The following is a 16,384-nucleotide window of genomic DNA, read 5'->3' as shown; positions in this document are numbered from 1 at the left end:
CGGGCCGCCGTTCCCAGCCAGGGATGGGAGACTCCGGTCGTGACGCAGGCAGCCCTCTCGCAGCCGGCCCCCGGCGCCGGCCCCGCCCCCGAGGCACGGACGACCGCGCGGACCCGGCCCCTCGACCCGCCGCTCCTGCCGCTCGCGGCAGCGGTTCCCGTCGCGGCGCTGGCCGGTGTCACGCTCGACGGCGCCTTCCCCGCCCTCGGGTGGTGGCCGCTCGCGTTCGTCGCCGTGACCCTCGCGCTGCTCACGCTCGTCGGACGGCGAGCCTGGGGTGCGGTGCTGGCCGGTGCGGCGTTCGGCGCGGCCTTCTGGTTCCCGCACGTGTCCTGGTCGTCGCGGTTCCTGGGTGACGACCCCCTGGGCTGGGTGCCCTGGGTGGCGCTGGCCACCGCGCAGACCCTCTTCACGGCAGCCCTGTCCCCGCTGGTCACGCTCGCCTACCGGTGGCTGCCCCGGTGGCGCTCCACCGGGGTGGTGCGGCTGGTCGTGCTGCCGCTCCTGGTCGCCGGAGCCTGGACCACGCGCGAGCTCGCCATGGGCTCCTGGCCGTACGGCGGGTTCCCCTGGGGGCGCCTCGGCATGAGCCAGTCCGCGAGCCCGATCGCACCCGTCGCGTCCTGGCTCGGCGTGTCCGGGCTCAGCTTCTGCATGGTGCTGCTGTGCGCCGCCGTCATCGAGGTGGTCCGGGTCGCGAGCACCACCGCCCCGGCACGGGTCGACGACGTCCCGGTCCCGGCAGGGGAGGACGGCGCCGGGGCAGCCCGGCGGTGGCGGCGGTGGACCGCCGCCCTGCCCGCCACCCTGCCGACCGCCGTGCCCGCCGTGGTGCTCGCGGTCCTGCTGCTGGTCACGCCCCAGTTCCCGACGTCGCACGCCGGCACCCTGCGGGTCGGCGCCGTCCAGGGGAACGGCCCCGCGGCCTACTCCGACGAGCGCGCACCCGGCGCCCTGCTGGACGCCCAGCTCGCCGCCTCCGCACCCCTGGCGGACGAGCGGGTCGACCTCGTGGTCTGGCCCGAGGGCGGCGTCGGCAGCGATCCCCTCGCCGACCCCGCCACGGAGCGGGCCCTGGACACAGCGGCCCGGCAGTACGACGCCCCGTTGCTGGTCAACGCCGCGTCGTCGAAGGGCGAGCTGATCTACAACACGTCGTTCCTGTGGACCGAGGAGGGCGCCACCGCCTCGCACGCCAAGCGGCACCCCGTCCCGTTCGGGGAGTACGTGCCGGACCGGTGGCTCTACGGCGCCATCGTGCCCAGCCTCGTCAACCTGCTGGGCCGCGAGTACACGCCCGGCACCGACGTGCCCGCCGTCGACACCGGCGACGCCGTCGTGGGCCTCGCGATCTGCTTCGACGTCGTGTTCGACGACGTCGTCCGCGAGGGCATCGGCAACGGCGCGCAGGCGTTCATGTTCCAGACGAACAACGCCGACTTCCGGGGCACCGACGAGAACCTGCAGCAGACCGCCTTCGCCCGGATGCGCGCCGTCGAGACCGGCCGCGCCGTCGTCAACCTCTCCACCACGGGCACCAGCCAGGTGTTCGCGCCCGACGGGACCGCCGGCCCCGCCCTGCCCGCCGACCAGGCCGGCCTGATCGTCACCGACGTCGAGCTGCGTGACGGCGTCACCGCCGGGGTGGCCCTCGGGCCGTGGGTCCAGGGGCTGGTGGTGGCGGGCACCGTGCTCGCCCTGGCGGGGCTCGCGGTGCAGGCCCGGCGCTCGTCCCGCCGGAAGGCCGACACCACGGTCTGAGCCGCCGCGGCAGTTCACCTCCCGGCCACGGACCGGCCATGCTCGCCTCGTACTGTCACGGCCGCAGCGCGTTTCCGAGCCCGGGAGAACCAGCCGATGTCATCCGCACGCCTTCGCCGAGGACTCCTCGCGACCCTCGTGACGGGCGGCGTCCTCGCCGCTCTCGCGGTCGCCCCGGTCGCCTCCGCCGCCGAGCCGTCCCTCGGCCTCGACCGGTCCGTGATCGGTGCCGACGAGTCCGTCTCGATCACCTTCGACGCCACCGGAGCCGTCCACGACCGCAACTGGATCGGCATCTACCGCGACGGCGCCGTGCCCGGCGGGCCCGCGTCGCTCGACTGGCGGTACGTGCCGGACGCGACCGGCACCGTCACCTGGGGCCCGGGCGACCGGGACGGCTGGACCCACAACGCCGCGTCGGTCGGCGCGGGCGACTACGACGTCTACCTGCTCCAGGACGACGGCTACGACGTGCTCGCCGGTCCCGTCGACCTCACGGTCGAGGACGGCGCGGCCGTGCCGCCGGCGGAGCCGAAGCCCGAGGTGGACGGCGTGAGCGAGCTCAACGTGCTCACGTTCAACCTGTGGCACGGCGGCACGCAGATCGACGACGGCGCCCAGGAGATCGCCGACGTGCTGCGGGAGACCGACGCCGACGTCACCTTCATGCCCGAGCAGGGCGACGCGCCCGCGCAGGTCGCCGCGCTGCTCGGCTACGACCACGTCATCGCGACCGACACCGGCATCGTCTCGCGCTACCCGATCCTGGAGACCAGCACCGTGGACCGCTGGTGGACCAAGGCGGTGCTCGACGTCAACGGCACCGAGGTGGTGGCCTACGGCGGCCACCTCGAGTACCGCTGGTACGCCACCTACCTGCCGCGCGGCTACGGCGGCGCGGTGCTCGGCGACTGGCCGGACGGCTGGGACACGTGGGACAAGCTCCCGGGCGGCCCGGTCACGGACGTGGACGCGATCCTGGAGGCCAACCGTCAGTCCGGCCGCCCGGCGACGGTCGCGGCACTCGTCGAGGACGTCGCCGCCGAGCGCGCGGCGGGCCGCATCGCGGTGGTCGGCGGGGACTTCAACGAGCCGTCGGTGCAGGACTGGACCGCGGCCACCGCCGACCTCCAGGACCACAACGGCCTCGTGATCCCGTGGCAGAGCACGCAGGCGCTGCTCGACGGCGGCCTGGTCGACGCCTACCGCGAGGTGCACCCTGACCCGGTCGCGAACCCCGGCGTCACCTGGCCCTCGGACAACCCGCTCTTCCCGACCTCCGAGCTCACCTGGGCCCCCGAGGCCGACGAGCGCGACCGCATCGACTACGTCTTCGTCACGCCCGACGAGCGGGTGTCGATCGACGCGGCGTCCGTGGTCGGGCCGCAGTCGACGATCGTGCGGAACGAGCGGGTCGACGACGACAGCGCCGACCAGATCCTCACGCCGGACGCCGTCTGGCCCTCGGACCACAAGGCGGTCCTCGCGTCCTTCAGCGTGTGCGACGACGGGTGCGCGCCGGCGGCACCGGCCTGGGCGGCGGCGTCGGCCTACGGGGCGGGTGACGAGGTGTCGTTCGCGGGCTCGACCTGGCGGGCGGCCTGGTGGACGCGCGGGCAGGAGCCCGGTGCGGCCTATGGCCCGTGGCAGGAGATCGCCGAGCGGGACGGTGTGGCGCAGTGGACTCCGTCGCGCATCTTCGAGGCCGGCGACGTCGCGGTCCACGACGGCACGACCTACGTGGCGCGCTGGTGGACACGGAACCAGACGCCCGGCGACCAGTGGGGGCCCTGGCGGCCGCAGCAGTAGAGCGGGGCTCGTCCCGTCGTCGGCTCGCCCGGCGTCCTCGTGGCGGCGGGTGCTCGTGCCCGCTACTGTCCCTGGGACGGAGCCGACGACGGATTCTCGACAGGCGGGGTGCCGACAAGATGGCCGAGAAGATGGCCGACAAGGTCGACCTGAAGAAGAGCCTCGACGGCTACCGGGCGCAGCAGGGTCGGTTCCGGCTGCTCGACGTGCCCGACCAGCAGTACCTGATGGTCGACGGCCACGGCGACCCGAACACCCCGGTGTTCGCCGAGGCCGTCGAGGCGCTGTACCCGGTCGCCTACGCGCTGAAGTTCGCGAGCAGGCGGGACCTGGGCCGCGACTTCGTGGTCATGCCGCTGGAAGGCCTGTGGTGGGCGCGGGACATGAATTCCTTCACGGTCGCCCGGGACAAGTCACGGTGGGACTGGACGCTGATGATCCTGCAGCCGGACTGGATCACGGCGGACGCCTTCGGCGCCGCGGTCGAGCATGTGCGGGCACGAAGCGGTCCGGTGCGGCTCGACGACGTCCGCCTCGCCCCGCTGTCGGAGGGACGCTGTGTGCAGACGCTGCACGTCGGGTCGTTCGACGACGAGGCGGCGGTGCTCGCGCGGATGCACGACGAGTTCGTACCCGACAACGGGCTGCGTCCGACCGGGCGGCACCACGAGATCTATCTGAGCGACTTCCGCCGGGTGCCGCCCGAGAGGCGGCGGACGATCCTGCGGCAGCCGGTGGAGGCCGCGGGGGACTCGTGACCGGGCCGGCGGCGCGGTTGCCGCCACACCCCGACGGCGTGTCCACCCCTGGTCGGACGCCGTCCGACCAGGGTCCGATGTGCGGGGACGACCACCGTCGTTAGGTTCGCGGTATGACCACCGTGACCCGGGCGTCGTCCGCCGACGCCGTTCTGACCCGTCCGCTCGTGCGGGCGCTGGCCGTCGTCGCCCTGAGCTTCCTCCTGGGTGGCCTCACGTCCTACGCCCAGGGGTTCCTGCCCGACTCCTTCGCGTCGTTCGCGAACTCGGCCAGCGGCTGGACGGTGCTCACGGCGTCGCTCCTGTACTGGTCCCGGATGCGCACCGGTCCCGCGGCGGTGCTCGGCGCCGTGAGCTTCGTGCTGCTGGTGCTCGGCTACACGGTCGCGTCCCAGGTGCGCGGTCTCGTCTACGACCCGCTCCTGTTCTCCGTGGTGGGGATCGTGGTCGGCCCGTTCGTCGGCGTCGCGACCGCATGGCTGCGGGCCGCCGGCGTCCGAGCCGCGCTCGGCACGGCACTGCTCGCGGGGATCGGTGCGGGGGAGGCGCTGTACGGGCTGACCGTCGTACGGGAGACGACCAGCCCGGTGTACTGGACGTTCATCGGCGTTGCCGGCCTCGCGCTGCTGACCGTGATGCTGGTGCGGCGGATCCGGGGTGCGGTGCCGGTGGCGCTCGCGGTCGCGGGCACGGTGGTGGTCGGGGTCGCCTTCGTCGCCGCGTACTCGGGTCTGGGCGGGGTCTGACCCGTCTTCTCTGCCGGCCTCGACGGAAGCTTGCCGCGGAGGCGGGCGCCCCGCGGCCGGAGGCTGTTTGAGAATCGTTCTCATACGTGGTTGACTCTGGCCCGGTATGAGAATGGTTGTCATTCTAGAAGAAAGGAGCGGGCGACCCCGACCGGGCCGCCCGACCACGATGAGAAACCACACCACCCGCACGGCCGCCGGCCTCGGCGCCGCCCTGTCCCTGCTCCTGCTGAGCGCCTGCGCGGCGGACGACGGCGCTGCGGCGGGCTCGCCGTCGTCGTCGGCCGGTACCGACGAGCACGGGGCCGACGAGCACGAGGCGCCGGACGCGACCGAGGTCCAGGCGAGCACGCCGCGTGTCGCCGTCACCTACGACGGCGGTGTGCTCGTGCTCGACGCGATGAGCCTCGAGCCCGTCGGCGAGGTCGAGCTGGAGGGCTTCACGCGGCTCAACCCGGCCGGCGACGAGCGGCACCTGATGGTCTCGACCACCGGCGGCTTCCAGGCCCTCGACCTGGGCACCTGGGCCGAGGCGCACGGTGACCACTCGCACTACTGGACGGCCGAGCCCACCCTGACGGAGGTGCGGTACGACGCCACCGAACCCGGTCACGTCGTGGTGCACGAGGGCCGTACGGCCCTGTTCGACGACGGCACCGGCCTGGTCCGGGTCGTCGACTCCGAGCACGTGGCCGACGCCGACGCCGCCGCCCGGGAGTACACGACGCCGTCGGCCCACCACGGCGTGGCCGTCGAGCTGACCGACGGCACGCTCGTGGTCTCCGAGGGCACCGAGGACGCGCGGACGGGCATCCGGGTGCTGGACGGCGACGGCGAGGAGATCGCGGCGTCGGACGAGTGCCCCGGCGTGCACGGCGAGGCCGTCGCGGCCGACGAGGCCGTGGTGATCGGCTGCGAGGACGGTGCCGTCGTCTACGCGGACGGCAAGATCACCAAGGTCGAGGCCCCCGACAGCTACGGCCGCATCGGCAACCAGGCCGGTTCCGAGGCGTCGCCGATCGTGCTGGGCGACTACAAGACCGACAAGGACGCCGAGCTGGAGCGTCCCACCCGCGTCTCCCTGATCGACACCCGGGACGGGTCGCTGGAGCTGGTCGACCTGCCGTCGTCGTACACCTTCCGGTCGCTCGCGCGGGGCGACGACGGCGAGGCCCTCGTGCTCGGCACGGACGGCCAGGTGCACGTGATCGACCCGGAGTCGGGCGAGCTGACGAAGTCCGTCCCGGTGATCGACGAGTGGGAGGAGCCGGTCGAGTGGCAGGAGCCGCGGCCCGCGATCCTGACGCTGGACGGTTCGGTGTACGTGACCGACCCGGCCACGGACTCGATCCACGCGGTCGACATCGAGACGGGTGAGGTCTGGAAGTCCGCCGAGCTGGGCGTCACCCCGAACGAGCTGAACGGCGTCTCGGGCGGCGAGCCCCACACGCACGAGGCCCACTGAGCCGACGCCGAGTGCCGGACGTTCGCCCTTCCGGGGGTCGGAGAGGGCGAACGTCCAGCACTCGGCGTTGCCGGGGTGGTCAGGAGTGGGGGAAGAAGGCGCGGAGGTCCTCCACCACGACCTCGGGGACCTCCAGGGCCGCGTAGTGGCCGCCCTCCGGGTACTCGGCCCAGTGCTCGATCCGGGCGTTGTCGCGCTCGGCGAACGCGCGGATGGTCTGGAAGTCGTCGGCGAAGACGGCCACGCCGATCCGGCCCGTGCTGACCACCGGCTCCGCGCCCGAGCGCTGCTCGGTGTAGTGGTACCGCACCGAGGTGGCCGAGGTGTTGGTGAGCCAGTAGAGGCTGGCCTGGGCGAGCACCTGGTCGAGGGAGACCTTGCTGGTGCCGTTGCCGAAGTTCTCGAACAGCTCGCTGTAGGCGAGCTGGGCCACCGGAGAGTCGCTGAGCCCGGCCGCGATCGTCTGGGGCCGGGAGCCGTTCATCGCGTTGTACCCGCCCACGCTCTGGAACCACTGCAGGTGCCCCAGGGCGGCGAACTCCTTGGGGCCGAACCCGTCCATCTCGCCCTCGGCTCCCGTGGGGAACGAGAAGAGCTGGAGCACGTGGGCGCCCAGGAAGCCCGCCGGGTCGAGGACCGCCAGCTCCCGGCCGACCATGGCCCCGGCGTCGCTGCCGTGCGCGCCGTAGGACTCGTAGCCGAGCCGGCGCATCAGGGTGTCGACGGTGCGGGCCACGCGGGCCATGGTCCAGGAGCCGCCGTCGGCCGGCTCGCTCAGCGGGGTGCTGAAGCCGAACCCGGGGATCGACGGGACCACCACGTGGAACGCGTCCTCGGCGCGGCCGCCATGGGCCACCGGGTCGGTGAGCGGGCCGATCATGTCGACGAAGTCGAGGAACGAGCCCGGGTAGGTGTGGGTCAGGACGAGCGCCCGGGCGCCCGGCTCGGCCGAGCGGACGTGCAGGAAGTGCACCGTCTGGCCGTCGATCTCGGTGAGGAACTGCGGAAAGCTGTTGGCCCGCTCCTCGACGGCGCGCCAGTCGAAGCCGGTGCGCCAGCGGTCGACGGCGCCGCGCAGGTAGGACTCGGGTGTCCCGTAGTCCCAGGAGTCGCCGGGGGCGGCCGGGGCGAAGCGGGTCCGGGCGAGGCGGTCGGCCAGGTCGTCGAGGTCGGCCTGGGGGATCGCGATGCGGAACGGCCGGATGTCGGTGGGGGCTGAGGTGTTCGTCGTGGTGTCCATGTCTCCGACACTACGAAGGGTTCAGGAACGCTTCTTTCCTCTATTCTGAGCTGATTCGAGATCGGGTTCGAGAAGCGAGAAAAGGAGTCCCATGAGTGCCACCGCGGGGCGTCTGCTCGCCCTCCTGGGTCTGCTGCAGTCGCGCGCCGACTGGTCCGGCGCCGAGCTCGCCGCGCGCCTCGACGTCACCGGTCGTACGGTGCGCAACGACGTCGCCCGCCTGCGGGATCTGGGCTACCCGGTGGACGCCGTGCGCGGGCCCGGCGGGCGGTACCGGCTCGGCGTGGGCGGCAGGCTGCCACCCCTCGTGCTCGACGACGAGGAGGCGGTCGCCATCGCGGTGGGGCTGCGGGCCGCGAACGCCGTGGCGGGGATCGAGGAGAGCAGCGCCCGCGCGCTGGGCAAGCTGGAGCAGGTGCTGCCCGACCGGCTGCGCCGCCAGGTCGCCGCCCTGCGAGACGCCACGAGCGCGGGCCCCGTGAACACCGACAGCAACGTCACCGACCCCGCGGTCGACCCCGCGCTGCTCACGGCGCTGGCCGCCGCGATCCGCGACCACCAGGGGCTGCGGTTCTGGTACCGCGAGCAGCCGCGGGAGGTGGAGCCGGCGCGCCTCGTCGCGTGGCAGCGCCGGTGGTACCTCGTGGGCCGGGACGTGGCCTCGGGCGGGTGGGAGCCGTTCCGCGTGGACTGGCTGGAGCTGCGCACACCGGGCGGACGCCGGTTCACGCCCGTGGAGCCGCCGTTCGACCTGACCGAGTTCGTGGTGCGCGAGGTGGCGCGCACGGGCTGGGCGGTGCACGCCCGGATCCTGGTGCACGCACCGGCGCACGAGGTGCTGGACCGCATCAACCCCGCCGTCGGCACGGTCGAGCCACGGGACGACGCCACGTGCGTGCTGGTCACCGGCGGGGACAGCATCGAGACGGTGGCCGTGTGGATCGGCATGCTCGGGCTCGACTTCACGGCCGACGGGCCGCCGGCCCTCGTGGAACACCTGGCGCTGCTGTCCCGGCGGTACGCGGCAGCCGTCCGCGGGTGACGGCTCAGGCGGTGCGGCCGGTTCCGGCGGTGCGCTCGCTGACCAGGCCCCGGAGCATCGCGGCGAGGATCCGGGCCAGCCGCGGCTCCACCTCGACCAGGGCGTGCGCCATGCGCGGGTCGGAGCGGTAGAGCTCCGCGACCTCCGGCCCCGGGGTGGCGATCTGGTGGAAGGTGCCCGCCATCGAGGTCGCGGCGGCGATCAGGTCGACGCCGTCCTGCTCGGTCAGGCCCGGCAGCGCGGCGCGGACGGCGGGGACGATGACGCCCAGCCCTTCGCCGGTCGTGAGCTTGAACTCCCGGACCTTCTCCACCGACACGTTGCGCTCCAGGTTCAGCGGCGTCTGGCCCAGCAGGTCGCAGAACATCCCTCGGGCGGCGAGCGAGGCCGCGAACGCGGCGGCGACGCCGTCGGCGTCGGGCCGCGCGAGGCCGCGCAGGCGCTCGGCGAGGTCCGGCGCCCAGTCCCGCCAGCCCTCGGCCGTGAGGCGCAGGAAGATCTCCTCGCGCGTCTCGAAGTACCGCAGCATCGCGGACTTGTGCATGCCCACGGCGTCCGCGATGTCGGTCAGCGTGACCTGCCGGATGCCCCGCTCGGTGCCGAGCCGGCGGGCGGCGTCGAGGATGGCGACCTCCCGGACGCGCTTGGCCTCGGGGGAGCGGGCTCGCTGGAAGTCGCCTGTCGTCATGGTCACATCTTAGCGCAACGGGGTTGTACAACTTAGAGCAACGGTGTTTTATTAAAGCCATGCAGCAGACATGGTTCATCACCGGTTCCTCCCGCGGCTTCGGCCGTTCCCTCGCCCGTGCGGCCCTCGCCGCCGGCCACCGGGTCGCCGCCACGGCGCGCCGCCCCGAACAGCTCGACGACCTCGTGGCCGAGTACGGCGACCGGGTGCTCCCGCTCCGGCTCGACGTGACCGACCCGGCGGCGGCCCAGGCGGCGCTCGCCGAGGCGTCGGCCCGGTTCGGGCGGCTCGACGTGATCGTCAACAACGCGGGCTACGCCAACGTCTCCCCGATCGAGACCACCTCGGACGCCGACTTCCGCACCCAGTTCGAGACCAACTTCTGGGGCGTCTACCACGTGTCCAAGGCGGCGATCCCCCTGCTCCGCGAGCAGGGCGGCGGCCTCGTGATCCAGTTCTCCTCGGTGGGCGGGCGGGTCGGCGGCTCGCCGGGCATCGCGTCCTACCAGGCGGCGAAGTTCGCCATCGACGGGTTCAGCCGGGTGCTCCGGGTCGAGACGGCGCCGTTCGGCGTGCGGGTGCTCGTCGTGGAGCCCAGCGGGTTCCGGACGGACTGGGCCGGCGCGTCCATGACCGTGGCCGACGTGCCGTCGGAGTACGAGTCCACCGTCGGTGCCATGAACGCGCGCATGCGGCAGTCCGGCGCGGGAGCCGCGGGCGACCCGGACCGGGCGGCGCAGATCCTCGTCACGCTCGCCGGGCGTGACGACCTGCCCGACAACCTGCCGCTCGGCGTGAACGCCGCCGAGATGTCCGCGGCACAGGACCGCCGCCTGCTGGAGTCGGACCTGCGGTGGAGCGCCGTGAGCCGGTCGGCGGACTTCGGCGAGCCCTTCCCGGTCGAGCCCCCGGCCTGACCGGGCGCTCATCTGTGCTTCCTCCGACGCTCATCTGTTAGCCTGACGGCGTTTCACGCAGGAGTCAGAAGGGCGGCGGAGGAGCACGATGACGGCACTCAGCGAAGAGACCGTGGACGGCCTGGTGGCGTCCGCGCCCCAGGGCGCGGACCTCACGGTCCCCACCTACGACCGGTCGCGGCTGACCACCGGGATCGTGCACCTGGGCGTGGGTGGCTTCCACCGCGCGCACCAGGCGATGTACCTGGACCGGCTGATGTCCCAGGGCAAGGCGCTGGACTGGGCGGTCTGCGGGGTCGGCGTGCTGCCGGGCGACGCCCGGATGCGCGACGCGCTGGCCGCCCAGGACGGCCTGTACACCCTGGCGCTCAAGCACCCGGACGGGCGCCTGGAGGCGCGCGTGATCGGGTCGATCACGGAGTACCTCCTGGCGCCCGACGACCCGGAGGCCGTGCTGGAGAAGATGGCCTCGCCCGAGGTCCGCATCGTCTCGCTCACGGTGACCGAGGGCGGGTACAACATCCACCACGTGACCGGCGAGTTCGACCTGGCCGACGCGGCGGTCGCCGCGGACCTGGCCGACGGTGCCGTCCCGGCGACGACGTTCGGGCTGGTCACCGAGGCCCTGCGCCGTCGGCGCGACCGCGGCGTGCCGCCGTTCACCGTGATGAGCTGCGACAACATCCAGGGCAACGGCGAGGTCGCGAAGCGGGCGTTCACCACGTTCGCCCGTGCCAAGGACGCGCAGCTCGCGGACTGGATCGAGCAGCACGTCGCGTTCCCCAGCTCGATGGTCGACCGGATCACGCCGGTCACCACCGACGCCGACCGGGCGCTGGTCGCCGAACGGTTCGGCATCGACGACGCCTGGCCCGTGGTGGCCGAACCGTTCGAGCAGTGGGCCCTGGAGGACACGTTCCCCACCGGCCGGCCCCCGTTCGAGGACGCCGGGGTGCAGGTGGTGGCCGACGTCGAGCCGTACGAGCTGATGAAGCTGCGGCTGCTCAACGCGAGCCACCAGGCCCTGTGCTACGTGGGGTACCTGTCGGGCCACCGGTACGCGCACGAGGTCGCGGGGCAGGACGTGTTCGCACGGTTCCTGCTCGGCTACATGGACGACGAGGGAACGCCCACGCTCGAGCCCGTGCCCGGCATCGACCTGGACCTGTACAAGCGGACCCTCATCGAGCGGTTCGCCAACCTGCACGTGGCGGACACGCTGGCGCGGCTGTGCGCCGAGTCGTCGGACCGTATCCCCAAGTGGTTGCTGCCCGTGGTCCGGTACCACCTGGCGCACGGCGGGCCGATCGACCATGCCGCGCTCGTGGTCGCCTCCTGGGCCCGGTACGACGAGGGCGTGGACGAGGTGGGGGAGCCGATCGAGATCGTGGACCGGCTGGCCGAGCGGCTGCACGCCGCGGCCCTGGCGCAGCAGGACGACCCGCTCGCCTTCCTGCGCGACCGAGAGGTCTTCGGTGACCTCGTCGACGACGAGCGGTTCACCGCCGCGTACGCCTCCGCGCTGGCATCCCTGCACGAGAAGGGTGCCCGCGCCACGGTGGAGGCCCTGGTCGCGCGCGTCAGCGCGTAGTCAGGGGGTGAGGGCCTCCAGGGCCGTCGCGGCGGCGTCGTCCACCACGAGGGTGGTGGCGATGCCGCCGTGCACGGCGGCCACCAGGCCCGGGGCGACGGCGGCGCCGTAGCCGATGGCGATCACCTCGGGCGTCGCGACGAGCTGTTCGAGCGTCACGCCCACGACCCGCTCGTCCAGGCTGGTGCGCACGGGCTGCCCGGTGGAGTCGAACAGTCGGCCCGAGCACTCGGCGACGGCGCCCGCGGCGGTGGCGGCCTGCTGCTCCTCGGTGCTGATCTGGGGGAACACCGTGGACGTGCGCTCGGACCAGTGGCCGATCGCCACGACGGCGACGTCCAGGTGGTCCGCGCGGGCCAGCGCGTCGGCGATCTCCGGCTGCCGGCGCATGCCGGCGGCGGTCGCGGCGTCGGCCACCAGGAGCGGTGACCACACGGGCCACGTGCGCACGCCCGGCATCTGGGCGAACGTGTTGATGAGCCCGAGCGAGTTGCCGCTGCCCTCCACGGGCAGCGCGCCGACGAGCTGCACGACGTCGCAGTGCGGCAGGCGGCCGATGTGCCGCACCGCGGCCTCGACCGTGCGGGACCACGAGACGCCCACGGTCGAGCCCTCCGTGATGTGCTCGCGCGCGGTGCGGGCGAGCTCGACCGCCACGTTCTCCCGGGTGCTCAGCGTGTCCTCGCCGCTGGCCGCGACGAGCACCTCGCGCACGCCGAGCCGGGCGGCCAGTCGTGCGCCGCGCTCGCCGTCGACCCGCGGCGGCGTGATCTCGATGCGGACCACGCCCTGCTCCCGGGCTTGCGTGAGCAGGCGGGCGACCTGGAACCGGGAGATGCCGCGATGACGCGCGATCTCCACCTTCGACTTGCCGTCGACGTAGTAGTCGGTACTCACCTCGACCATGAGGTTGGAGTCGTTCTGGGTCACCTGCGTCCTCACTCCCCGCAGGCGGTGGCGGGGAACGGTAGAGCGACTGTTGAGCGGGGGGTCTTGCTCACCTGAGCATACCCAACTACTCTGCGGATGCAGATGAGCAAGAAAGATTTCTCAAATGAGCGCGGCGGAGAGGCTGTGCCAAGGAGAGGACGAGGATGTTCCGACCTCCAAGGGGTAACCCGGCGCCGGGCGTGCCGGTGAGAGCGACGCTGGCCGCCGGGGCGGCAGCCGTCACGCTGGCCCTGTCCGGCTGTGCCGGGGCGGGCGCCGTGGGCGGTGGCGAGGGCGAGCAGATCGTGGTCGCGATCGTCTCGAACCCGCAGATGCAGGACGCGATCTCGCTGCAGGACGAGTTCCGGGCCGCCCACCCGGGCGTCGACGTGCGGTTCGTGTCGCTGCCCGAGAACGAGGCCCGCGCCAAGATCACGGCGTCCGTGGCCACCGGCGGCGGCGAGTTCGACGTCGTCATGATCTCCAACTACGAGACGCCCATGTGGGCCGAGAACGGCTGGATCGAGAACCTGCAGCCGTACATCGACGACACCGAGGGCTACGACGCCGAGGACTTCGTGCCCAGCGTCCGTGAGGCCCTCTCGCGCGACGGCGACATGTACTCCGTGCCGTTCTACGGCGAGTCGTCCTTCCTGGCCTACCGCGCCGACTTGTTCGAGGAGGCGGGCCTGGAGATGCCCGCCAACCCCACCTGGGACGACGTGCGCGAGCTGGCCGGCGAGCTGAACGACCCGGCACAGGACTTCTCGGGCATCTGCCTGCGTGGCCTGGCCGGCTGGGGTGAGGTCATGGCCCCCATGAGCACCGCGATCAACACGTTCGGCGGCGGCTGGTTCGACGAGGACTGGAACGCCACCCTCGACTCGCCCGAGAGCCGCGAGGCCATCGAGACCTACGTCGACACCGTGCGGTCCTACGGCCAGCCGGGCGCCGCGACGTCGGGCTTCGGCGACTGCCTCACGCGGTTCGCGCAGGGCCAGTCGGCCATGTGGTACGACGCGACCTCCATGGTCTCCTCGATCGAGGACCCGGCGTCCTCGACCGTCGCGGGCAAGGTCGGCTACGCGCCCGCGCCCGTGGCGGACACGGAGTCGGCCGGCTGGCTCTACTCCTGGTCGCTGGCCATCCCCTCCACGAGCCAGCACAAGGACGCCGCCTGGGACTTCGTGTCCTGGATGACGAACAAGGAGTACATCAGGACCGTCGGCGAGGAGATCGGCTGGGAGCGGGTGCCCCCGGGCAGCCGGCTGTCCACCTACGAGATCCCCGAGTACGCCGAGGTCTCGCAGGCGTACGCCGACGCCACCCTGGAGTCGATGAACGGGGCCACCCAGGAGTCGGCCATGACCCACCCGGTGCCCTACCCGGGCATCCAGTTCGTGGGCATCCCCGAGTTCCAGGACCTCGGCACGCGCGTGGGCCAGCAGATGTCCGCGGCGATCGCCGGCCAGGTCTCGGTGGACGAGGCCATCGCACAGTCCCAGCGCTACGCCGACACCGTGGCGGAGACCTACCGGGCCCAGGAGGAGCAATGAGCACCTCGACCATCGACCGGCTCGAGGGCTCGCGGCGGGCGGCCCGGGCCGCGGCGTCCGAGCGCGCCGTGAGCCGCGCGGAGGGCTGGCGCCGGCGCGGGCCGCTGCTGCCCGCCCTGATCTTCACGATCATCGTCACGCAGCTGCCGTTCCTCGTGACCATCTGGTACTCGCTGCGCTCGCAGAACCTGCTGCGGCCGGGCGAGGACATCTTCGTGGGCCTGTCCAACTACGTGGACATCGCCGCCGACTCGACCTTCCGGCAGACCGCCCTGAACTCCGTGGTCATCACGCTCGGCTGCGTGCTGGTGGCCATGGTGCTCGGCATCGTGCTCGCGCTGCTGCTGGACCGGCCCTTCTTCGGCCGCAGCGTGGCGCGCACCATGCTCATCACGCCGTTCCTCGTGATGCCCGTGGCGTCCTCGGTGCTGTGGTCCGTCGCGATGCTCAACCCGACGTACGGGCTGTTCAACTGGACGCTCGGGCTGGTCGGCATCGAGGCCGTGGACTGGACGTCGACGTACCCGGTGATCGCCATCCTGATGGCACTGGTCTGGCAGTGGACGCCGTTCATGATGCTGCTCGTGCTCGCGGGCCTCCAGGCCCAGCCGAAGGACGTGCTGGAGGCGGCGTCGGTCGACGGCGCGGGGCCGTGGCGCACGTTCACCTCGATCACGCTGCCGCACCTGCGGCGGTACATCGAGCTGGGCGTGCTGCTCGGCGTCATCTACGTGGTCAACACGTTCGACCAGATCTACCTCATGACGGCGGGCGGGCCCGGTACGGCCAGCGCCAACCTGCCGTTCTACATCTACCAGCGCGCGTTCCTCGGGTTCGACATCGGGCAGGCCGCCGCCATGGGCGTCGTCGTCGTGATCGCCACGATCATCGTGGCCTCCGCCGCGCTGCGCCTCATCTTCCGCAGCTTCGAGGTCAAGGAGTGAGCATGTCCGACGTGACGCGCGCGTACCGCCGTCGAACCACGGGTGGCGTGCTGACGACGCTGACCTGGTTGCTGGCGCTCGCCTTCTTCTTCCCGGTGGCCTGGATGGCGGCCACGGCGTTCAAGCAGGAGAACCAGGCGGCGTCCGACCCGCCCACGTGGTTCTTCACGCCCACGCTGGACCAGTTCCGGGCCGTGATCGAGGGCGGCTCGGGCACCTACGTGGCCAACTCCGCCATCGCGACCGGCGTCTCGACCGTGCTGGTGCTGCTGCTGGGCGTCCCGGCGGCGTACGCGCTGTCCATCCGGCCGGTGGAGAAGGTCAGCGACGTGCTGTTCTTCTTCATCTCCACCAAGATGCTGCCCGTCGTGGCCGTCATCGTGCCCATCTACGTGGTGGCCGGGCAGCTCAAGGTGCTCGACAACATCTGGACCCTGGTGGTCCTGTACACGGCGATGAACCTGCCGATCGCGGTGTGGATGATGCGCTCGTTCTTCCTGGAGGTGCCCGGGGAGGTGCTGGAGGCGGCGTCCGTGGACGGCGCCGGGCTGATGCGCACCCTGCGGTCGGTGCTCATCCCGATGGTGGCCCCCGGCATCGCGGCCACGGCGCTGATCTGCGTGATCTTCGCGTGGAACGAGTTCTTCTTCGCGCTCAACCTCACCGCCTCGCGGGCGGCGACGGTGCCGGTGCTCATCGTGTCGACGATGACCAGCGAGGGGCTGTTCCTGGCCCGGCTGTGCGCGGCGGCGCTGCTGGCGTCCCTCCCGGTGATCATTGCGGGCTGGGTGGCGCAGAAGCAGCTCGTGCGCGGGCTGTCGATGGGGGCGATCAAGTAGGAGCGGGCTGCGGAAGTTGCCTTCTACCCAGCGATTGGGCCCGGAACCACGTCGGTTTTCGGGCCCAATCGCTGGGTAGAAGGCAACTTCTGCGGGCC

The 16,384-nt window shown here is 72.4% G+C and carries 14 protein-coding genes; 11 read left to right on the top strand and 3 right to left on the bottom strand.

The window, feature by feature from the left end; genetic code table 11:
- Nucleotides 1-39 precede the first annotated feature (39 nt).
- The 5 genes from lnt to aztD all read left to right on the top strand — a co-directional run bounded on the left by lnt (nucleotide 40) and on the right by aztD (nucleotide 6,539).
- Complete coding sequence (gene lnt, locus ACIG47_RS12745) at nucleotides 40-1,761, top strand: apolipoprotein N-acyltransferase (protein WP_397431140.1); 1,722 nt, start codon at nucleotides 40-42, stop codon at nucleotides 1,759-1,761.
- A 96-nt stretch (nucleotides 1,762-1,857) separates the two neighbouring features.
- Nucleotides 1,858-3,570, top strand: coding sequence for a carbohydrate-binding protein (locus ACIG47_RS12740; RefSeq protein WP_397431138.1), 1,713 nt, complete (start codon nucleotides 1,858-1,860; stop codon nucleotides 3,568-3,570).
- A 119-nt stretch (nucleotides 3,571-3,689) separates the two neighbouring features.
- Nucleotides 3,690-4,328, top strand: a complete 639-nt coding sequence (locus ACIG47_RS12735; RefSeq protein WP_397431136.1) for a GyrI-like domain-containing protein — start codon at nucleotides 3,690-3,692, stop codon at nucleotides 4,326-4,328.
- Between the two features lie 113 nt (nucleotides 4,329-4,441).
- Nucleotides 4,442-5,074: a DUF6518 family protein gene (locus ACIG47_RS12730; protein WP_397431134.1), complete on the top strand. Its 633-nt coding sequence runs from the start codon at nucleotides 4,442-4,444 to the stop codon at nucleotides 5,072-5,074.
- A 169-nt stretch (nucleotides 5,075-5,243) separates the two neighbouring features.
- Nucleotides 5,244-6,539 carry a zinc metallochaperone AztD gene (aztD, locus tag ACIG47_RS12725; protein WP_397431132.1) on the top strand — a complete coding sequence of 432 codons (1,296 nt, stop codon included), beginning with the start codon at nucleotides 5,244-5,246 and terminating at the stop codon, nucleotides 6,537-6,539.
- A gap of 79 nt (nucleotides 6,540-6,618) precedes the next feature.
- Here the strand turns inward: aztD and ACIG47_RS12720 are convergent, their stop codons facing one another.
- Nucleotides 6,619-7,779 carry an epoxide hydrolase family protein gene (locus ACIG47_RS12720; RefSeq protein WP_397431130.1) on the bottom strand — a complete coding sequence of 387 codons (1,161 nt, stop codon included), beginning with the start codon at nucleotides 7,777-7,779 and terminating at the stop codon, nucleotides 6,619-6,621.
- 91 nt (nucleotides 7,780-7,870) lie between these two features.
- Here ACIG47_RS12720 and ACIG47_RS12715 point away from each other — a divergent pair, with 91 nt between their 5' ends.
- Nucleotides 7,871-8,821 (top strand): helix-turn-helix transcriptional regulator, encoded by a 951-nt coding sequence (locus ACIG47_RS12715; RefSeq protein ID WP_397431129.1) that lies wholly within the window; start codon nucleotides 7,871-7,873, stop codon nucleotides 8,819-8,821.
- A 4-nt stretch (nucleotides 8,822-8,825) separates the two neighbouring features.
- Here the strand turns inward: ACIG47_RS12715 and ACIG47_RS12710 are convergent, their stop codons facing one another.
- Nucleotides 8,826-9,509, bottom strand: a complete 684-nt coding sequence (locus tag ACIG47_RS12710; RefSeq protein ID WP_397431127.1) for a TetR family transcriptional regulator — start codon at nucleotides 9,507-9,509, stop codon at nucleotides 8,826-8,828.
- A 59-nt stretch (nucleotides 9,510-9,568) separates the two neighbouring features.
- Here ACIG47_RS12710 and ACIG47_RS12705 point away from each other — a divergent pair, with 59 nt between their 5' ends.
- Nucleotides 9,569-10,426, top strand: a complete 858-nt coding sequence (locus tag ACIG47_RS12705) for an SDR family NAD(P)-dependent oxidoreductase (protein ID WP_397431125.1) — start codon at nucleotides 9,569-9,571, stop codon at nucleotides 10,424-10,426.
- A gap of 88 nt (nucleotides 10,427-10,514) precedes the next feature.
- Complete coding sequence (locus ACIG47_RS12700; RefSeq protein WP_397431124.1) at nucleotides 10,515-12,017, top strand: mannitol dehydrogenase family protein; 1,503 nt, start codon at nucleotides 10,515-10,517, stop codon at nucleotides 12,015-12,017.
- Here the strand turns inward: ACIG47_RS12700 and ACIG47_RS12695 are convergent, their stop codons facing one another.
- The gene (locus ACIG47_RS12695) at nucleotides 12,018-12,947 is read right to left on the bottom strand and encodes a sugar-binding transcriptional regulator (protein WP_397431122.1); all 930 of its coding nucleotides are present in this window, start codon (nucleotides 12,945-12,947) and stop codon (nucleotides 12,018-12,020) included. It abuts the gene before it with no gap.
- Between the two features lie 164 nt (nucleotides 12,948-13,111).
- Here ACIG47_RS12695 and ACIG47_RS12690 point away from each other — a divergent pair, with 164 nt between their 5' ends.
- From ACIG47_RS12690 to ACIG47_RS12680, 3 genes are read left to right on the top strand one after another with little or no spacing between them, the layout of a single operon-like run.
- The gene (locus ACIG47_RS12690; protein ID WP_397431121.1) at nucleotides 13,112-14,503 is read left to right on the top strand and encodes an ABC transporter substrate-binding protein; all 1,392 of its coding nucleotides are present in this window, start codon (nucleotides 13,112-13,114) and stop codon (nucleotides 14,501-14,503) included.
- Nucleotides 14,500-15,447 carry a carbohydrate ABC transporter permease gene (locus ACIG47_RS12685; RefSeq protein WP_397431119.1) on the top strand — a complete coding sequence of 316 codons (948 nt, stop codon included), beginning with the start codon at nucleotides 14,500-14,502 and terminating at the stop codon, nucleotides 15,445-15,447. Before ACIG47_RS12690 ends, ACIG47_RS12685 begins: the two co-directional genes overlap by 4 nt.
- A gap of 2 nt (nucleotides 15,448-15,449) precedes the next feature.
- Nucleotides 15,450-16,286 (top strand): carbohydrate ABC transporter permease, encoded by an 837-nt coding sequence (locus ACIG47_RS12680; RefSeq protein WP_397431118.1) that lies wholly within the window; start codon nucleotides 15,450-15,452, stop codon nucleotides 16,284-16,286.
- The last annotated feature ends 98 nt before the right edge of the window (nucleotides 16,287-16,384 follow it).

Origin of the sequence: Promicromonospora sp. NPDC052451 (genome assembly GCF_044547525.1) — a bacterium.
Lineage (GTDB): Bacteria > Actinomycetota > Actinomycetes > Actinomycetales > Cellulomonadaceae > Promicromonospora.
The sequence above is the reverse complement of the archived record's forward strand: the minus strand, read 5'-3'. Positions and strand labels throughout refer to the sequence as shown.

Coding starts and splice junctions, on each gene's coding strand:
- ACIG47_RS12720 (WP_397431130.1), bottom strand. CDS start 7,779: ATGGACACCACGACGAACACCTCAGCCCCCACCGACATCCGGCCGTTC.
- ACIG47_RS12685 (WP_397431119.1), top strand. CDS start 14,500: ATGAGCACCTCGACCATCGACCGGCTCGAGGGCTCGCGGCGGGCGGCC.
- ACIG47_RS12735 (WP_397431136.1), top strand. CDS start 3,690: ATGGCCGAGAAGATGGCCGACAAGGTCGACCTGAAGAAGAGCCTCGAC.
- ACIG47_RS12710 (WP_397431127.1), bottom strand. CDS start 9,509: ATGACGACAGGCGACTTCCAGCGAGCCCGCTCCCCCGAGGCCAAGCGC.
- ACIG47_RS12730 (WP_397431134.1), top strand. CDS start 4,442: ATGACCACCGTGACCCGGGCGTCGTCCGCCGACGCCGTTCTGACCCGT.
- ACIG47_RS12705 (WP_397431125.1), top strand. CDS start 9,569: ATGCAGCAGACATGGTTCATCACCGGTTCCTCCCGCGGCTTCGGCCGT.
- ACIG47_RS12700 (WP_397431124.1), top strand. CDS start 10,515: ATGACGGCACTCAGCGAAGAGACCGTGGACGGCCTGGTGGCGTCCGCG.
- ACIG47_RS12690 (WP_397431121.1), top strand. CDS start 13,112: ATGTTCCGACCTCCAAGGGGTAACCCGGCGCCGGGCGTGCCGGTGAGA.
- ACIG47_RS12715 (WP_397431129.1), top strand. CDS start 7,871: ATGAGTGCCACCGCGGGGCGTCTGCTCGCCCTCCTGGGTCTGCTGCAG.
- aztD (WP_397431132.1), top strand. CDS start 5,244: ATGAGAAACCACACCACCCGCACGGCCGCCGGCCTCGGCGCCGCCCTG.
- ACIG47_RS12740 (WP_397431138.1), top strand. CDS start 1,858: ATGTCATCCGCACGCCTTCGCCGAGGACTCCTCGCGACCCTCGTGACG.
- ACIG47_RS12680 (WP_397431118.1), top strand. CDS start 15,450: ATGTCCGACGTGACGCGCGCGTACCGCCGTCGAACCACGGGTGGCGTG.